At 54.7% G+C, this 18674-nt stretch carries 10 protein-coding genes and 1 tRNA gene; 3 read left to right on the plus strand and 8 right to left on the minus strand.

All coding sequences use genetic code 11. From position 1 onward, the window contains the following. The first annotated feature begins 2 nt into the window (after positions 1–2). A complete protein-coding gene (locus H7R58_RS04160; protein WP_106929751.1) occupies positions 3–908 on the plus strand; it encodes a fimbrial protein in 906 nt (301 codons plus the stop codon). A 214-nt stretch (positions 909–1122) separates the two neighbouring features. Here the strand turns inward: H7R58_RS04160 and H7R58_RS04165 are convergent, their stop codons facing one another. From H7R58_RS04165 to H7R58_RS04175, 3 genes are all read right to left on the minus strand, one after another. Then, on the minus strand, positions 1123–2484 hold the full coding sequence (locus H7R58_RS04165) for a TolC family outer membrane protein (RefSeq protein ID WP_413774316.1): 1362 nt from the start codon (positions 2482–2484) through the stop codon (positions 1123–1125). A 78-nt stretch (positions 2485–2562) separates the two neighbouring features. Next, positions 2563–3924, minus strand: a complete 1362-nt coding sequence (locus H7R58_RS04170; RefSeq protein WP_182928518.1) for an HlyD family type I secretion periplasmic adaptor subunit — start codon at positions 3922–3924, stop codon at positions 2563–2565. Next, the gene (locus tag H7R58_RS04175; protein WP_182934625.1) at positions 3911–6100 is read right to left on the minus strand and encodes a type I secretion system permease/ATPase; all 2190 of its coding nucleotides are present in this window, start codon (positions 6098–6100) and stop codon (positions 3911–3913) included. Before H7R58_RS04175 ends, H7R58_RS04170 begins: the two co-directional genes overlap by 14 nt. Positions 6101–6709: 609 nt before the next feature. Here H7R58_RS04175 and H7R58_RS04180 point away from each other — a divergent pair. Beyond that, positions 6710–12349 (plus strand): retention module-containing protein, encoded by a 5640-nt coding sequence (locus H7R58_RS04180; RefSeq protein WP_182934626.1) that lies wholly within the window; start codon positions 6710–6712, stop codon positions 12347–12349. Positions 12350–12447: 98 nt separating this feature from the next. On the opposite strand, the gene H7R58_RS25590 is transcribed toward H7R58_RS04180, so the two are convergent. From H7R58_RS25590 to H7R58_RS04190, 3 genes are all read right to left on the minus strand, one after another. Then, complete coding sequence (locus H7R58_RS25590) at positions 12448–12726, minus strand: DUF6538 domain-containing protein (protein WP_374956735.1); 279 nt, start codon at positions 12724–12726, stop codon at positions 12448–12450. Positions 12727–12832: 106 nt separating this feature from the next. Beyond that, a tRNA-Phe gene (locus H7R58_RS04185) sits at positions 12833–12908 on the minus strand. 105 nt (positions 12909–13013) lie between these two features. After that, complete coding sequence (locus tag H7R58_RS04190; RefSeq protein WP_106925648.1) at positions 13014–13721, minus strand: DUF554 domain-containing protein; 708 nt, start codon at positions 13719–13721, stop codon at positions 13014–13016. 418 nt (positions 13722–14139) lie between these two features. On the opposite strand from H7R58_RS04190, the gene H7R58_RS04195 reads away from it, so the two are divergent. After that, the gene (locus H7R58_RS04195; protein ID WP_106925650.1) at positions 14140–16275 is read left to right on the plus strand and encodes an ornithine decarboxylase; all 2136 of its coding nucleotides are present in this window, start codon (positions 14140–14142) and stop codon (positions 16273–16275) included. A 32-nt stretch (positions 16276–16307) separates the two neighbouring features. Here H7R58_RS04195 and H7R58_RS04200 read toward each other — a convergent pair whose 3' ends face one another. Together H7R58_RS04200 and H7R58_RS04205 are read right to left on the minus strand one after the other, a co-directional pair. Beyond that, entirely contained in the window at positions 16308–17000 is a 693-nt protein-coding gene (locus tag H7R58_RS04200) for a response regulator (RefSeq protein WP_106925652.1), read from the minus strand. Beyond that, positions 16990–18627, minus strand: a complete 1638-nt coding sequence (locus H7R58_RS04205; protein ID WP_106925654.1) for an ATP-binding protein — start codon at positions 18625–18627, stop codon at positions 16990–16992. Before H7R58_RS04205 ends, H7R58_RS04200 begins: the two co-directional genes overlap by 11 nt. Between the last annotated feature and the right edge of the window lie 47 nt (positions 18628–18674).

Here is an 18674-nt window from a genome sequence, read left to right on the forward strand (position 1 = left end):
TCATGAAAAAAGCGATAACCCTGCTGACGACGCTGCTGCTGGCCGTTTGGTCTGTGAATGCCTGGTCGTTTGCCTGTAAGACCGCCAGCGGGGCGACGATCCCTATCGGTGGCGGCAGCGCTGACGTTTACGTCGACCTTGCGCCCGCGGTGAACGTCGGGCAAAACCTGGTGGTCGATCTCTCCACGCAGATCTTTTGCCATAACGACTACCCGGAGACCATCACTGACTACGTCACCCTCCAGCGCGGATCGGCCTACGGCGGCGTGTTGTCGAGCTTCTCTGGCACCGTGAAGTACAACGGCAGCAACTATCCGTTTCCGACCACCAGTGAAACCTCGCGCATTATCTACAACTCGAGAACCGATCAGCCGTGGCCAACCGTTCTGTACCTGACGCCGATTAGCTCTGCGGGCGGCGTGGCGATCACCTCCGGGACGCTGATCGCGATTCTGATCCTGCGTCAGACCAACAACAAAAACGGCGATGACTTCCAGTTCGTCTGGAACATTTACGCCAAAAATAATGTGGTGGTGCCCACGGGCGGCTGCGACGTTTCTGCGCGTAACGTGACGGTTACGCTGCCCGACTACCCGGGCTCAACGGCGATTCCGCTGACGGTGTACTGTGCGCAGAGCCAGAAGCTGGCCTATTACCTCACGGGGACAACGGCGGACTCCGCCAACTCGATTTTTACCAATACCGCGACCGCCTCTCCGGCGCAGGGCATTGGCGTGCAGCTCACCCGCAACGGTAACATTGTTCCAACCAATAGCACGGTGTCGCTTGGTACGGTCAGCACGTCGGCGGTCAGCCTGGGCCTGACGGCTAACTACGCGCGAACCAGCGGCCAGGTGACGGCGGGCAACGTGCAGTCAATTATTGGGGTGACGTTTGTTTATCAGTAGATTAGGGTAACTTCCCTGGCAAGGGGCGGGAAGGTTTGGGCGGCGAGGGAACACGATCGTGATGGGATCGTGTTCCCTTTTTGATATACGCGCTGTTTGTGCCTGTAAAGAAAGATGAATACCGTGCGTTTGCGAGCGGTGAGTATGCCCATGCGCGGTTGCTGGGCGAAAGCCACCTTCTAAGAAGGTGGCCTTTTACTCATCAACCCAATCGCTATCTCAGCTCAGGGAGATCGCCGTGTGCGGATGATGGGGATTTTGCCGTTTCAATGGGTTGTGCGGCTGATGGTGCCTGGACGTTAAGCTGCTTTAACAGATCGCCAATGCGCGCATTGATACGGTAAGTTGTGAACATTTCGACAAACTGCATTTCGACATAGCGGCGCTGGGCGTTGAACACTTCGTTTTCACTGTCCAGCATATCCAGCAGGCTACGCTCGCCAATGCTGAACTGCTCCTGATAGGCAGTGCGTACCACGGCGCTGCGCTCGGCATAGTCTTTGGCGATAGGCACCTGCTGTTTGGCATTTCGCCAGGCGTTCCAGGACAGACGCAGTTCTTCGTCCAACTGACGCAGAGCGTTACGTTTGACATCATGCGCTTCCTGCATTTTGTAGGCATAAGAAGAGAGCTGCGCTTTATCGCTGCCGCCGTTAAACAGGTTGTAGCGCATTCTCAGCATGGCCTGCCACTCTTGATCGTGACCGCGCGTACCGTCAATGTTGTTATCCATCCGACGGCCAAGGTCGATATCAACGCTCGGGTAAAAGCGGGATTTCGCCGCTTCATACTGCTGACGCGTTGCTTCTACGTCCGCATCGGCCTGCTTTAACAGCGGGCTGTTTTCCAGCATTTGCTTATGTGCTTCGGCCTGGGTCGCCGGAATGTTGGTGGCCATTGGCATGGATAGCCCGGTAGCCTCTCTACCCACCACGCTAAAGTAGTTTGCCTGCGCATCTTCCAGGTTGGTCTGTTCGGTCAGCAGGTTGTTTCTCGCTTGCGCCAGACGCGCCTGAGCCTGTTCATAATCCGCCTTGCGCCCTACTCCCTGCTGGGTGCGTAAGCTTATCTGGTCGAACACGCGCTCATGGCTTTTCAGGTTATCTTCCGCCAGCTTCACCATACGCTGGCGCATCAGCACATCCAGGTAACTCTGGATGGCGTTCAGCGCGGTAACTTCACTTGTGTTCAGCACCGAATAAGCACGGGAGTTAACGGTCGCCCTTTGGCGATCAACTTCACTGGTCGTGGCAAAACCGTTAAACACGTTTTGGCTCAGGTTGATACTCGACTCGCTGCGGTGCAGATTACGTCGGTGATCGTTTGCGGCGCGGGTGCTGGAGTTATCCGTCTGTTCCCAACCGGTCCCTGCAGAGAGATTTAAGGTTGGTAAAAAACCGCCTCTCGCCGCACGGAGATCTTCATCCGCAGAGTAGCGGCTGTTCACCGAGGCGCTCACCTGTGGATGCCACAGCAAACTCTCTTTTACCGCCTGTTCCAGCGACACGGCGCTGGCCGTGTGCGAAAACAGTAAGGGTAATGAAATACCGGTCAGGGCCAGAATATGTTTGCTCATCATTTCGTCCTTTTATTAATTTCCCTTTTGCCGCCATACGGCAGCATTAACTTTTTGATGTTTCCTGAATGTGCAGGATTACCGCTCACGCAGCGCTTCTGCTTTTGCGCGTAAAATCGGCTTGAGCAGATAACTCAACACGGTCTTTTGCCCGGTAATAATGTCGACTGAGACAACCATGCCAGGAATAATCAATAACGGTTTATCTTCACTTCCTAGATAATTGCGATCGGTTCTGAGGCGAATTTGATAAAAACTCCGCCCTTCGTTATCGGTGATGGTATCAGCGCTAATATGCTCTAAAGAGCCTTTCAAACCGCCGTAGATGGTGTAGTCATAGGCAGTAAATTTAATCATCGCTTTTTGCCCCGGGTGCAAAAATGCAATGTCCTGCGGCCGTATTTTTGCCTCAACTAGCAGGCTGTCATCAAGCGGGACAATTTCAACCAGCTCACTGCCGGGCTGAATGACACCGCCTATGGTGGTCACCAGCATTTGCTGGATAACGCCACGCACCGGCGATGTGACCAATGTACGGTTGACCCGATCCTCAATTGCTTTACCGCTGGCTTCAATTTTTGTCAGATTGGTGCGCGCTTCATTGAGCTGCCCCAGCATTTCACTGCGATAGCGACCCCGTGATTCTGCGATTTTATTTTCTATTTCCTTAATTGCCGACAGGGCTCGAGGAATAGCAAGCACGATGGAATCAAGTTGCCCACGCGTTTCAACTTCAGAGCGTCGAAGACGCAGAATTTCAACTTTTGAGATCGCACCGGCGCTGACTAACGGCTCCGACATTCTGACCTCTTGTTGAATCAGCCCCAGGCTGTGGCTGAACTGCTTTTTCTTCGCTTCAAAATCGAGATGCTCTTGTTTTTTTTGCGATAACTGCTCTTCCAGACCGGCTATTTCGCTGTTGAATTGCGCACGCTGCGTATTGAACAGCTCACGCTCACCGCTGGCAATGCCCGGCGCTTCACGCTCAATGTCTTCGCTAAGGACGAGGGGCTTATCCTCAATTTGCGCTTCCAGCCGCAAAATTTGCGCCATTAACGCGTAACGATCGGCTTCGCTTTCGCCGACGTTAGATTGAAAGCGGGTATCATCCAGCCTTAACAGGGGCTGCCCGGCTTCAACTATCTGCCCTTCATGAACGAAAATTTCAGACACAATGCCGCCTTCCATGTTCTGAATTTTTTGCAGCCGCGATGAAGGAATCGCTTTGCCTTCGCCTCGGGTAACCTCATCAATCTGCGCGTTAGCTGCCCAGACGATCAGCACAATAAAGAACGCCAGGCACGACCACAGCGTCGTCCGGGTGGAGCGAGAACCATTACCCATCACCAGGCCATTGATCCCATTAATGGTGAGATCGTTGTTGTTATCGCCAAATCCCAGCCAGTGCAGCAGTTTTTTCAGCCATTTATTGTGTCGCATGGATTTGCCCCTTCTTCAGTGCCGTCAGGACATTCTCCCTTGGACCATCCGCAATAATGCGTCCCCGGTCGATGATGATCAGCCTGTCGACAAGCGACAGCATCGACGCGCGATGCGTCACCAGCAGCATTGTGCGTCCCTTGCTTGACTCCATCAGCGCGCGGCGTACGGCATCTTCGGTGGTGTTATCCATCGAGCTCGTGGGTTCATCGAGTAACAGCACCGGAGGCTCAAGCAGCAGCGCACGCGCCAGCATTACCGCCTGGCGCTGGCCGCCCGAGAGATTCAGGCCGCGTTCGCCAACCTGCATGTTGTAACCGTCCGGATGTTTACGGGCAAACTCGTGCACGCCCGCCAGCTGAGCGGCCCGGAGCATAGCCTCTTTTTCCACATAGCTGGCCCCACAGAGCAAGTTGTCCCGCAATGTGCCGCTAAACAGGTGGATATCCTGCGGCCCGTAGCCAATGTTATGGCGGACATCGTTGACGTCAATTTGGTTGGAATCCATACCATCGAGCAGGATTTCGCCGGAATCCGGCTGATAAAAGCCGACGAGCAGTTTGGCCAGTGAGCTTTTCCCTGAACCGCTGCGCCCGATGATGCCGACATGCTCGCCCGGGGTGATGGTGAAAGAGATGCCGTTGAGCGAGGGCCGCTTTTGGCCTGGATAGGTAAAGGTCACGTTCTGGAAGCTAATGCTGCCCAGCAGTTTTTCACGTGCGACGAGCGGACGATCGTCCTGGCGTTCCTGAGGCAGATCCATCATCTCCTCGGTGGTTTTCATCGTCATTCTCGCCTGCTGGTAACGGGTTACCAGCCCGCTGAGCTGTCCCATAGGTACCAGCGCGCGGCCATTGAGCATGTAGCAGGCGATAAGTCCTCCCATGCTGAGGTTGCCGTCAATAATCAGGTACACGCCCGCCACAATCATCGCAACGCCGGAGAACTGTTGTAACCATGAGGTGAAATTGATAGCCAGCGTGGAGAGCGTTTTTACCCGCAGCTCTTTTTTGCTCAGGGCCACTAGCGTGCTTTCCCACATGTGCTGGCGCTCGCTCTGCACATTGTTGACCTTGATTGCATCCAGCCCGCTAAGCGTTTCAATCAGCACCGCCTGGCGCTCCGAGGCCAGCTTCATGGTGTCATCAATGGTCTTGTTCAGTGGTTTCTGGATAGCCCAGCTCACTACCAGCGCTAAAGGAAATGCGACCAAAGGGATAAAGACCAGCGGCCCGCCGATAATGCCAATCACCAGCAACATCAGCAGCGTGAAGGGCATATCGATTAAGGTCGCCATGGTTAATGAAGAGAGGAAATCCCGCAGTGATTGGATCTCATGAATATTCTGGGCAAAGCTGCCCATCCGCGACGGGCGCGCTTTCATTGCCATCCCGGTGATGCGCTCAAACAGCGATGCCGAGACAATCATGTCGGTTTTCTTTCCGGCAATGCCCAGACAGCGCGTACGCAACGTTTTGAGCAACAGGTCGAATAAAAACGCGACCGTGATACCAATAGCCAGAACCCATAAGGTGGAGGTGGCCTGATTGGGCACGACGCGGTCGTAAACGTTCATCACGAACAGGGGCGTACATAAGGCAATGACATTAATCAGAAAGCTGGCGACAATCGCATCGACATACAGAAAGCGCGACAGTTTCAGCGTATCGCGAAACCAGGTTCGGGTGCGTGGCAGCAGCGTGGCTTTGGTTCTTTCGCTTTGGTGAATAGGTTGGATAAACAGCGTAACACCGGAGTACTCTTCCGCCAGCACCGCCCGATCGACCACGATCTCGCCGCCATTGGTGTCACCAGGCAGGATCCGCGCCTGCCCGTTCTCATTCCAGCCAAACAGCACCGCCGTGCGGTTATTTTTGAGGATGAGGATGGCCGGTAGTGATAACGCCGTGATTTTGCTCAGCTCACGTTTAAGCATCCGTACACGTAGCCCGGCACGCGCCGCAGCACGTGGAAAAATAGGCAGCGTCAGACGATTATTTTTCAGCGGCAATCCCGCCGTAAGCGATACGCGGCTGGAGGCTTTTCCGTGCAGCGTACAAATGGCCATCAGGCTATCAAGAAGCGGATCATCACACAGCTCGCGCGGGTCAATTTTGATCTCTTCTTGTAATTCAATTACCTCATGCTCGCCTGGAGCAGGTGAATGTAGTGTCATACGTTATATCCTTAATAACAGACCCGGTTAAGGTAGTTAGCTCTTTCTCATCCGTAAATTCCGGGCAATGACGCAAAAGACATTACAATACTTATTGCTCACTCAAGTTACCAGATATGTTCACGGGAATCATTTATAATATCCTTCAATAATTCTTTATATTTATGACACGCAATAACAAATCATTAGGGTTAGTAAATACCTATTAGAATAATAAATTAAGTGATAAAAAAATAAAACATACCATCGTATGTATAGCAATCACAAAAAACAAATAATGAAAAAATAAATAAATAAAATCAATTATTTGGCTGAGGTCTGCATTTAACGGGAAGTGAATCATGACAATCAGGGAACACTTGTTTCATTAATCCTGAATCTTAATTAAAACTGATATTAAGGATTTGAAAAGCAATGAAAATCAAAGTGCATACAAAATAAATTCAGGGCGTTATTACAAATGCAAAAAAGGATATATATACTCGAAGAAAAAATAGCCATCATGATTACCACCTCACGAAATATACGTAATTAATCTTACAAAGATGATTAATAAGTAGATTGTATCTACTTACTACCACGTAATTTGCACTCTAAGGAGAGACCGCTATGTCAGCGATTATAGGAACGATAAAGGCAGTTATGGGGCAAGTATGGATCGTCGCGTCTGACGGTACTCGACGCCTGGCAACAGAAGGTGAGCAGGTTATGCGCGGGGAAGTTGTCGTTACTGACCAGGGGGCGGCCACCATCACGCTGCCCAATGGTAAAGATATGGATCTGGGCCGTGGAAGTGAATGGGGAAGTGACGCCACTGCCATCTCCACCACCGCAGATGTTGACGCCCAGGCGATTGCGGCATCGCAGCAAGCCATTGCCGAAGGTGCTGACCCGACCCAGGTGCTTGAAGCAACCGCTGCGGGTAATAGCCCAATTATTGACTCATCCTCCGCACCGACAGGAGCCGAAAGCGGTCATACCCATGTCATTCTCGATCTGACGGGGGAAATACTCGATCCTACCGCCGGTTATCCGACGGAAGGATTGGATACATCGGTCATTGCGCCGGTCGAAGAAATCACACTGATCAGGCCGGAAGCTGACACCAGCAGTGATGAAACCGTAACACCGCCAACGCAGCCAACGTCCCCGATAACATTACCCGAAGCCAGCATCACGATTGATATGATTGCTGGTGATAACGTCATCAACAGACAAGAGGCCGCTCAGGAGAAAACAGCGATCGGCGGCACGACCGGGAAGGATGTGCGCCCGGGTGATACGGTGACTGTCACCATTAACGGCAACCAGTATCAGACTCAGGTTGACGCCGACGGGCGTTGGTCAGTCGAGGTGAATACCAGCGATTTGGTGGCGGCTGGCGATGTGCATGCCAGCGTGACGACCTACGATCAGTATGGCAATCAGGCCAGTGCGAGTGCCGATAGCGCGGTGTCTATTGATACGATGCCACCAACGGTCACTATTACCATCGACCTTGTCACCGGTGACGGCGTTATCAACCAGCAGGAAAGCGAGGATGAGTTCACCGAGCTGACCGGCAAGGTGACGGGCAGGGACGTGGTGCAGTGGGACGAAGTGCAGATCACCATCGGTGACCAGACTTACACTGCCGTGGTCCAGGAAGACCTGAGCTGGTCGGTTAAGGTGCCGACCAGCCAGCTGCAGGACGGCACCGAGATTGAGGCCAGCGTCACCGGCTATGACAAAGCCGGTAACTCAGCGGATGACACCGACACCACCGAGGTCAGCCTCGACCTGAGCGCGCCGGAAGTCACTATTACCATCGACCTCGTCACCGGCGACGGCGTTATCAACCAGCAGGAAAGCGAGGATGAGTTCACCGAGCTGACCGGCAAGGTGACGGGCAGGGAGGTGGTGCAGTGGGACGAAGTGCAGATCACCATCGGTGACCAGACTTACACTGCCGTGGTCCAGGAAGACCTGAGCTGGTCGGTTAAGGTGCCGACCAGCCAGCTGCAGGACGGCACCGAGATTGAGGCCAGCGTCACCGGCTATGACCAGGCCGGTAACTCAGCGGATGACACCGACACCACCGAGGTCAGCCTCGACCTGAGCGCGCCGGAAGTCACCATCACCATCGACCTCGTCACCGGCGACGGCGTTATCAACCAGCAGGAAAGCGAGGATGAGTTCACCGAGCTGACCGGCAAGGTGACGGGCAGGGACGTGGTGCAGTGGGACGAAGTGCAGATCACCATCGGTGACCAGACCTACACCGCCGTGGTCCAGGAAGACCTGAGCTGGTCGGTTAAGGTACCGACCAGCCAGCTGCAGGACGGCACCGAGATTGAGGCCAGCGTCACCGGCTATGACCAGGCCGGTAACTCAGCGGATGACACCGACACCACCGACGTCAGCCTCGACCTGAGCGCGCCGGAAGTCACCATCACCATCGACCTCGTCACCGGCGACGGCGTTATCAACCAGCAGGAAAGCGAAGACGAATTCACCGAGCTGACCGGCAAGGTGACGGGCAGGGACGTGGTGCAGTGGGACGAAGTGCAGATCACCATCGGTGACCAGACCTACACCGCCGTGGTCCAGGAAGACCTGAGCTGGTCGGTTAAGGTGCCGACCAGCCAGCTGCAGGACGGCACCGAGATTGAGGCCAGCGTCACCGGCTATGACAAAGCCGGTAACTCGGCGGATGACACCGACACCACCGAGGTCAGCCTCGACCTGAGCGCGCCGGAAGTCACCATCACCATCGACCTCGTCACCGGCGACGGTGTTATTAACCAGATGGAAAGCCAGGATGAGTTCACCGAGCTGACCGGCAAGGTGACGGGCAGGGACGTGGTGCAGTGGGACGAAGTGCAGATCACCATCGGCGACCAGACCTACACCGCCGTGGTCCAGGAAGACCTGAGCTGGTCGGTTAAGGTACCGACCAGCCAGCTGCAGGACGGCACCGAGATCGAGGCCAGCGTCACCGGCTATGACAAAGCCGGTAACTCGGCGGATGACACCGACACCACCGAGGTCAGCCTCGACCTGAGCGCGCCGGAAGTCACCATCACCATCGACCTCGTCACCGGCGACGGCGTTATCAACCAGCAGGAAAGCGAAGACGAATTCACCGAGCTGACCGGCAAGGTGACGGGCAGGGAGGTGGTGCAGTGGGACGAAGTGCAGATCACCATCGGTGACCAGACCTACACCGCCGTGGTCCAGGAAGACCTGAGCTGGTCGGTTAAGGTGCCGACCAGCCAGCTGCAGGACGGCACCGAGATCGAGGCCAGCGTCACCGGCTATGACAAAGCCGGTAACTCAGCGGATGACACCGACACCACCGACGTCAGCCTCGACCTGAGCGCGCCGGAAGTCACCATCACCATCGACCTTGTCACCGGCGACGGCGTTATCAACCAGCAGGAAAGCGAAGACGAATTCACCGAGCTGACCGGCAAGGTGACGGGCAGGGACGTGGTGCAGTGGGACGAAGTGCAGATCACCATCGGTGACCAGACTTACACTGCCATCGTCCAGGAAGACCTGAGCTGGTCGGTTAAGGTACCGACCAGCCAGCTGCAGGACGGCACCGAGATTGAGGCCAGCGTCACCGGCTATGACAAAGCCGGTAACTCGGCGGATGACACCGACACCACCGAGGTCAGCCTCGACCTGAGCGCGCCGGAAGTCACCATCACCATCGACCTCGTCACCGGCGACGGCGTTATCAACCAGCAGGAAAGCGAGGATGAGTTCACCGAGCTGACCGGCAAGGTGACGGGCAGGGACGTGGTGCAGTGGGACGAAGTGCAGATCACCATCGGTGACCAGACCTACACCGCCGTGGTCCAGGAAGACCTGAGCTGGTCGGTTAAGGTACCGACCAGCCAGCTGCAGGACGGCACCGAGATCGAGGCCAGCGTCACCGGCTATGACAAAGCCGGTAACTCGGCGGATGACACCGACACCACCGACGTCAGCATCGACATAAATGCTGATGTTGAAATCTTTATTGACCCTATCACCGGCGACGATTATCTCGATATTTCCGAAACCACCCACTGGCAGGGACAAGAAGCGCCAACAACCACCATTACGGGTTATGTCACTGGTGAAGCAACAGAGAACGATACTGTCAGTATCACCGTAAACAACAAGACCTATGATAATGTGGCCCTCAAGCAAGTCGGCGATAAGTTAGTTTGGGAGTTAACGGTGGATACGGCAGACCTGGTCGAAACACCGAAAGTTGACGCCAGTATCACTATCACCGATGCAGCCGGAAATACCGCAACGGATCACGCCGATCGCACCGTGGATAGCGAGACCGCCACCGAGCAATTAGGTACCGCCGCCGACGATACCATTCATGGCAATGAAGGCAGTAGCAACGTGATTATCGGCGATGTTGAAGGATTCCAGGCGCAGCCAGGGCAGGACTACAATATTGCCTTCCTGGTGGATACCTCCGGCAGCGTCTCATCAAGCGATATCAAGGCATTAATTGCCTCTCTGAAAACCGTCTTCTCAACATTGGCTGCGGGCACCGAGCACGAAAGTTCAGGGACGCTCAATATCCTGTTGGTGGACTTTGATTCCAAAGTGCAGTTTGCCTATGACGTGTCGTTCTCCGCAGACATGACCGAGGCACAACGAGACAAAGCGCTGAACGATCTTTATACCCAACTCAATAAGATGACGAGCGGCGGCAGCACGAACTACGGTGCCGCTTTTGAAAGCGCGGCAGACTGGTTCTCGCAATTTGAAGGGGATGACAGCACCAACCTCACCTATTTCATCACCGATGGAAAGCCGACAATCTTTACGGGTACAACCAAAGTTGTCGATGTGGACGCGCGTTCAAATTACGAAACAAAACTGGATATGAGTACTCTCCAGTATCAGCCTGGTACCGCCGTTACGTTAAGGATCAATGGCGTTAATCGCGAGGTTATTGATAAAAATGGCAACGTCTACGAGTGGAATGGAAGTAGCAAAACTAAAATCGGTACCGTCGTTTCAGATGGCGCCGGGGGCTATACGATTTCAGGATCGTTTGGTAACGGTACTGCGTCTAGCGCCAATAACCCTAACCTGACCTACGGCTCAATGGAGTCATTTGCGCTGTTACTGGCCGTCTGCGGTTCGATTGAAGCATTAGGCGTTAACAGCGCTATCGGTGCTGACGATCTAAAAGCCTATGATTCCGATGGTAACGTTCAGACCGATATTAAAGCGAATGAACTTGCGGACGCCATTCTGGGTAAGAACGATGTTCGGGTAGAGGGCGCGGAGGATATTGTCCAGGGTAAATCCGGTAACGACATTATCTTTGGCGATGCCGTCGAATTTGCGGGAATCGCAGGCAATGGTTTTACCGCCATTCGGGAACTGATCGCGAAAGAGATGGGCGTTAGCGTTACGTCCATCACATCTGCCCATATCCATCAGTATATTACTGAACATCCTGACGTCTTCGACATGTCGCGAACCGACGGCGGCGACGATATTCTGTTCGGTGGCGCAGGTAACGATATTATCTATGGCGGGGGTGGCGAAGATATTCTCGCGGGCGGTGATGGCGACGACCTCCTTTATGGCGGCGTAGGCAATGATATTCTGTTTGGCGATGGCTACAACGCATTTAGCGAACTGTTTGACTATATCGCGGGTAAATTGGGTACCGAAAACATCACTCTCGCCGATGTGCAGAAGTACATCACCGACAATAGTCATGAGTTCGATATCAGCGCGCCGGGCGGCGGTGACGATATTCTCCATGGCGGTAGTGGAAACGATATCCTGTACGGCGGCGGCGGTAATGACATCCTGCACGGGGACGAAGGCAACGACCTGCTTTACGGTGGCACAGGCGATGACATCCTGATCGGCGGCGCTGGAAACGATATTCTTATCGGCGGTCAGGGCAACGACACGCTTTATGGCGGCAGCGGCAGTGACACCTTCACCTGGCTTAAAGGTGATGGGGGCCACGACGTGATTAAAGATTTCCGTGCGGATGAAGGCGATCGCATTGATTTAAGCGATCTGCTTGGCGACATTGCCGATACCGATCTGGCCTCGTATATCAGAGTCACTAACGATGATAACGGTAATGCGGTGATAGAAATCAACACCAATGGGCAGATGCAGAATAATGGTTCAACAATGAGTATCACCGTTGAGAACTGTTCTTCCGCAGATATCGATATCAATAGCCTGATTGCAAAACCGGACGCGCCGGTACTTTAATGGCTCACGACCTGTGAGCTATCACTAATAAGATGACCGCCGAAGCGGTCATCTTATTTCAACAATCATGCGCCTTATCACTAACGGAACAAGCACCATCAAAACCGCCGGCTCACGCCGGTTAGCAAGGTAAAACTATTGTCACGATCGACCATCGGGCTATTTTTTCTCGTCAGACAGCACGCTGTAAGTTGCGTTCGCGAGCACCATAAGATAGCGGGGGCACACATTCTGGCTTCGCTGGCGTCTTTGGCATCAAGGGTGAACTTGATTTCACGTTTGTTAAGGATGCCCCGAAGGCGATCAGGGACGACTTTACGGACGTGATAAACGCCGAAGCGGTTCTTAGTTGGTTCATAATGCCCATTTTGTACCACCGGGAAGCGGGGCCGGAGGAGAAATAAGGGCGGTAACTACTGATAAACCAACAAGTTGTTGACTCAAAAAGCAAAAACCCCCGCCGAAGCGAGGGTTATAAATGAGTGGTGCCCGGACTCGGAATCGAACCAAGGACACGGGGATTTTCAATCCCCTGCTCTACCGACTGAGCTATCCGGGCAACGGGGCGCATTAAACCGTAATCGCCGCGCCTCGTCAATGAAATTTATAAAATTTGCGGCGAGTTGCACAACATATCACCGCTTTTCCTGTTTTGCACGCTGCATCAGGCAAAAAATGCCGTCCAGGCGGCGGAAATCGGCATTGCCAGCAGCAGTGCGGGCAGCATATTCACCACCGCAAACATCTTAATGCCGCAGATGCGCAGGCCGGTTGCCAGCAGCAGCAGGCCACCGACGGCGGTAAAGTCGGCCATCATCGCCGGAGTGGTCAGTGGCAGGATCATAAACGCGCAAAACGCCAGCGACAGCTGAATGACCAGCATCGGCACGCTGATGATGCAGACCGCAAAACCCAGCGAGCAGGCGAAAATCATGGCGGTGAAGAAGTCGAGAAACGACTTGGCGATAAGAATGGTGGGATCGCCGGTCATCCCTTCGTGCATCGAACCAAAAATCCCGGTACCGCTGGCGCAAAACAGTACGATGATCGCCACGAAGCTCTGAATAAACGTCTCGTGTTCGGGGTTTTTCCCCGGTTTGATCAGCCGCTTTTGCGCCCGCGCCACCGCGTTGTTAATGCCTTTTTCCAGATGACAAAACTCGCCGATCAGCGCGCCAATCAGCGTCGCCAGCACCATTACCGGCATATTGACGCACTTGATGACCAGCAGCAGCCCAATGCCCAGCGAAGCAAGGCCGAAAATAGAGGTCATCGAAACGCGAATGCGTTCCGGCAGACGCTGGCTGAGCAATGCGCCGATCAGCCCGCCGACGAGCACCGCGCTGGCATTAATAAAGGGACCTATTACCACGTTAACTCCTGTTAATTATCGCTAACTCCTGCATTATTATGGACCGATTAATCGGTTCAGTATTTGTTTCTTCGTAGGGTTAGTGCATAAAAATTTCGTCTTGCGCCCTCTGGTCAATGGTGCCATGATTGCGCGAAATTTCTCCTTTCCTCCACGGGGGCAGCCTGCAATGACATTATTGCCATTACATCGCCAATGCCGCTTCGCTTGCTTGCGAAAGCCTGCCCGTTCCGTTTTGCTCACCATGCGGTGAGGTCAACGCATGCTCACTGCAGGACAACAGTAAGATTAGACGCCGTCTGCTTTTACTGATGTCTGGCGGTCGGAGCTGTAACCCAGTTGCACCCAGACGCTTTGTGGGGCAAGGCCAGTAGCTTTGTCCGGGGCTTTTACTCTCCCTGAGTGGGTCGTTGCGCTTATGAAATCAATGAACATTGCTGCCAGTCGTGAACTGGTCTCTCGCCTGTCCAGCCCCCGTGGCGTGGTGGCGCTGGATAGTACCGACTTTACCGATGTGGCAGCAGTCGTCATTACCGTGGCCGACAGCCATAGCGGTATTCTTGCGTTGCTCAAGCGCACCGGTTTTCATCTGCCGGTGTTTGTGTTCTCGACGGACGACCTTCGCGCGCCGGACGGCGTGGAAGCGGTCATCAGCGGCAAAGAGCAGGAGTGGCTGGCGCTGGAAGCGGCCGCCTGTCGCTATGAAGAGAATTTGCTGCCGCCGTTCTTCAACACCCTGACCCAGTACGTTGAGATGGGCAATAGCACCTTCGCCTGTCCTGGGCACCAGCACGGCGCATTCTTTAAAAAGCATCCGGCGGGGCGTCAGTTCTACGACTTCTTCGGCGAAAATGTTTTCCGCGCCGACATGTGCAACGCTGACGTGAAGCTTGGCGATCTCTTAATCCATGAGGGATCCGCCAAGCACGCGCAGAAATTTGCCGCTAAAGTATTCCACGCGGATAAAACCTATTTCGTGCTGAACGGCACTTCGGCGGCCAACAAAGTGGTGACTAATGCGCTGCTGACGCGTGGCGATCTGGTGCTGTTTGACCGTAACAACCACAAATCAAACCACCACGGTGCGCTGATCCAGGCCGGGGCGACGCCGGTTTACCTGGAAGCGGCGCGTAACCCGTTTGGTTTCATTGGCGGTATTGACGAGCACTGTTTTGACGAACGCTACCTGCGCGAGCTGATTCGTGAAGCGGCGCCGGAGAAGGCCGACGCGCCGCGTCCGTTCCGTCTGGCGGTGATCCAACTGGGCACTTACGACGGCACCATCTATAACGCCCGTCAGGTAGTGGATAAAATTGGCCATCTGTGCGACTACATCCTGTTTGACTCCGCATGGGTAGGCTATGAGCAGTTTATCGATATGATGGCGGATACCTCGCCGCTGCTGCTGGCGTTAAACGAAAACGATCCGGGCATTTTTGTGACGCAGTCGGTGCATAAACAGCAGGCGGGCTTCTCGCAAACCTCGCAGATCCACAAAAAAGACAACCATATTCGTGGTCAGGCGCGCTTTTGCCCGCACAAGCGGTTGAACAACGCCTTTATGCTGCACGCCTCAACCAGCCCGTTTTATCCGCTGTTCGCGGCGCTGGACATTAATGCCAAAATTCACGAAGGGGAGAGCGGTCGCCGCCTGTGGGCCGAGTGCGTCGAGCTGGGTATTGAAGCGCGCAAAGCAATTATTGCCAGCTGTAAGCTGATCCAGCCGTTTATCCCGCCGATGGTTGACGGACGCCCGTGGCAAGAGCATTCCACCCAAACCCTCGCCAGCGATAGACGTTTCTTCAGCTTCGCGCCGGGCGCGCGCTGGCATGGTTTTGAGGGCTACGCCCAGGATCAGTACTTTGTCGATCCGTGCAAGCTGCTGCTGACGACGCCTGGGATCGATGCCGAAACCGGAAAATACACCGAGTTTGGTATTCCGGCGACCATTCTGGCCCACTACCTGCGCGAGAACGGGATCGTCCCGGAGAAGTGCGATCTGAACTCGATCCTCTTCTTGCTGACCCCGGCGGAAACGCCGGAGAAAATGGCCCAACTGGTGGCGATGCTGGCCCGCTTTGAGCAGCATATCGAAGATGACACGCCGCTGGCGGAGGTACTGCCGAGCGTTTACAGCAAGCATCCGCTGCGCTACCGCGACTATACGCTGCGCGAACTGTGCCAGGAGATGCACGATCTGTACGTCAGCTTTGAGGTGAAAGATCTGCAAAAAGCGATGTTCCGTAAGGAGAGCCTGCCGAAAGTGGTGATGAACCCGCAGGACGCTAACGGTGAGTTTATTCGCGGCAACGTCGAGCTGGTGCGCATTCGTGACGCGGAAGGGCGAATTGCCGCCGAAGGGGCGCTGCCATACCCACCGGGCGTGCTGTGCGTGGTGCCGGGAGAAGTGTGGGGCGGGGCGGTGCAGCGCTATTTCCTGGCGCTGGAAGAGGGCGTTAACCTGCTGCCCGGTTTCTCGCCGGAGCTTCAGGGGGTGTACAGCGAGAAAGACGCCGACGGCATTAGCCGACTGTACGGCTACGTGTTGAAATAATGGGCGCTAGCCCCTCATCGCGTGGTGAGGGGCTAGGCCGCACTGCGGCGGTACATGCGGCGCGGGTGGCCAATCTTGCCATACAGCATTTCAACGCTTAAATACCCGGATTCCACGCAGTGCTCAAGATAGCGACGGGCGGTGGTTTTACTGAGCCCGGTTTCGCTGACCACTTCGTCAACCGAGAAACAGTGGTTTTCCCGGGCGTTAAACAGCGTTTGTACCCTGGCCAGCGTATTTTCCTCAATGCCCTTGCTGCCGTTGTCCTGACGGTAGTTTTTCGCCTGCAGTAAATAGAGTGAGTCCACGTTTTGCTGGTCGACGATTTTCCACACCCGCTGCTGTTCGGCAAACTGCACGAAGCGTTCAAGCGACTGGCTCAGACGTTTCCACGATACCGGCTTAAGGATGTAGTCAAAGGCGCCGTTACGAATGGCCTGACTACAGGTGTCCATATCGCTGGCGGCGGTGATGAAGATAACCGAGCAGTTGGCGCGGGCCAGCATCGGGTCGCTGATAAGCGTAATGCCCTTACCGTCCGGCAGGTAGTTATCCAGCAGCAGTAGCTGCGGCTGCTTGCTCTGTAGCTGTTGTTGCGCGTCGGCCAGCGAAGAGGCAATACCGACCAGCCGCAGACGCGGGTGCTTGTCGATGAGCTCCGCGTGCAGCTGCGCCAGCTCATTCTCATCTTCCACAATCAGTACATCGATAAGTTCATGTTGCATAGTCGGTATCTTCCAGTTGCTGTGCGGTACGCCGGGCAGGCCCTGCGGCGGGAATGAATAAAGAGAAAATCGTGCCGCTGGGCGCGTTATCAGACACTTCGATCAGGCCGCCCGCCTGGGTGACATAGCTGTCGATAAGGTAGAGTCCGATACCGTGGTCGCCTCGGGTTTTGGTGGTAATGCCGCGCTCAAAAATATGTTCGCGGATCGCCGGCGTAATGCCAATTCCCCGATCTGCGACTTCGATAATCAGCTCCTGTTCGCTGAGCTTAATCAAGATCTCGACCGGCGCGTGCGGCAGCGGCGATCGCTGGGTCGCTTCGATGGCGTTATCAATCAGATTACCAATAATCGAGATCGTCTCCGACTCGCTCAGCGGCGGGAAGGGACGTCGCATCTCGCAGGCCGGGTCGAACTCCAGCACCACGCCTTTTTCGCGGGCGCGCGCGGCTTTCCCCAGCAGCAGCCCGCATAACGTGGGGGAACTGAAGCGTGAGGAGATGAAATCCAGTAGCTCCTGCGCGTGTTCCGACTGGGCCTGAATATAGCCAATTGCTTCGTCGTAGCGCCCCATATGCAGCAGACCGGAGAGGGTGGTCATACGGTTAAGCTGCTCATGGCGCATAATGCGCAGGTTATCGGCGTAGCGTTTTACCTGGCTTAGCTGAGCGCTAAGCGAATCGATCTCGTTACGATCGCGAAAGGTAATCACCCAGCCCTGAAGCGCATTTTCCAGCATGATTCGCACGCGGCTGGCGATGACCGTCAGGTCGTTAAAGTGACAGATTTCGTCGTGCGTATCCTGCCTGAGCATGGCGCTGCGCTCGAAAAAGGGCACGAGGGCGATGACGTCGCCGATAGGCTTTCCGCGCAGCTGGCGCGCCGGCAGGCTCAGGCCAAGCAGCTTACGCGCCGCCTGGTTAATGACCTCAATGCGCAGGTTGTCGTCGATAGCGATAACGCCTTCATAGATAGACTCCATCATCGCTTTCTGCTGGCGAACCAGCAGGCCAATCTCGCGCGGTTCAAGAGAGAAGATTTGTTTCTTGATGCTGCGGGTAAAGAACCAGGAGAAAACAAACAGCGCCATCAGCAGAAGCACTGCGGCGATCAGGATATTGACCACTTTGTTGACGGTAATGCTGTCGAGGTAGCTGGTAAGGTAGCCCACGGAAACAATACCGATAACCTTGCCGTGGTCGTCGAAAATAGGCGCCTTGCTGCGCAGGGAAATGCCTAAACCGCCCTGCCGAATGGTGGTGGTGCTTTTGCCCTGGAGCACTTCTTCATTATCGCCGCCGACCAGAGTTTTACCTATCCTGTCGGCAAATACCGAGTGGAACAGATGAAGGCCTTTATTATCACCAATGACGATAAAACTAGCGTCACTACGGGCGGCTATTTTTTGCATAAAGTCACGGATGGCTGGAACGTTTTTCTCGGCAACCTGTTTACGCAAACTGGGAATCACAGCTATTTCTTCTGCCTGTATTTTTGCCCGCCCGCTCATTTCCTGATATAGCTGCTGGCCGACGTCAATATAATAATAGCTACCCAGTAGCGCAAACAGCACCGAGAAAAAGGCAACCAGGGAAATAAACAGTTTTATCTGGAACGATACTTTCATCAGACTCACGCACGGCAGCGACGGAAGCCGACAATATATCATCTTTT

It is taken from the genome of Klebsiella sp. WP4-W18-ESBL-05 (assembly GCF_014169075.1).
GTDB classification, from domain to species: domain Bacteria; phylum Pseudomonadota; class Gammaproteobacteria; order Enterobacterales; family Enterobacteriaceae; genus Kluyvera; species Kluyvera ascorbata_B.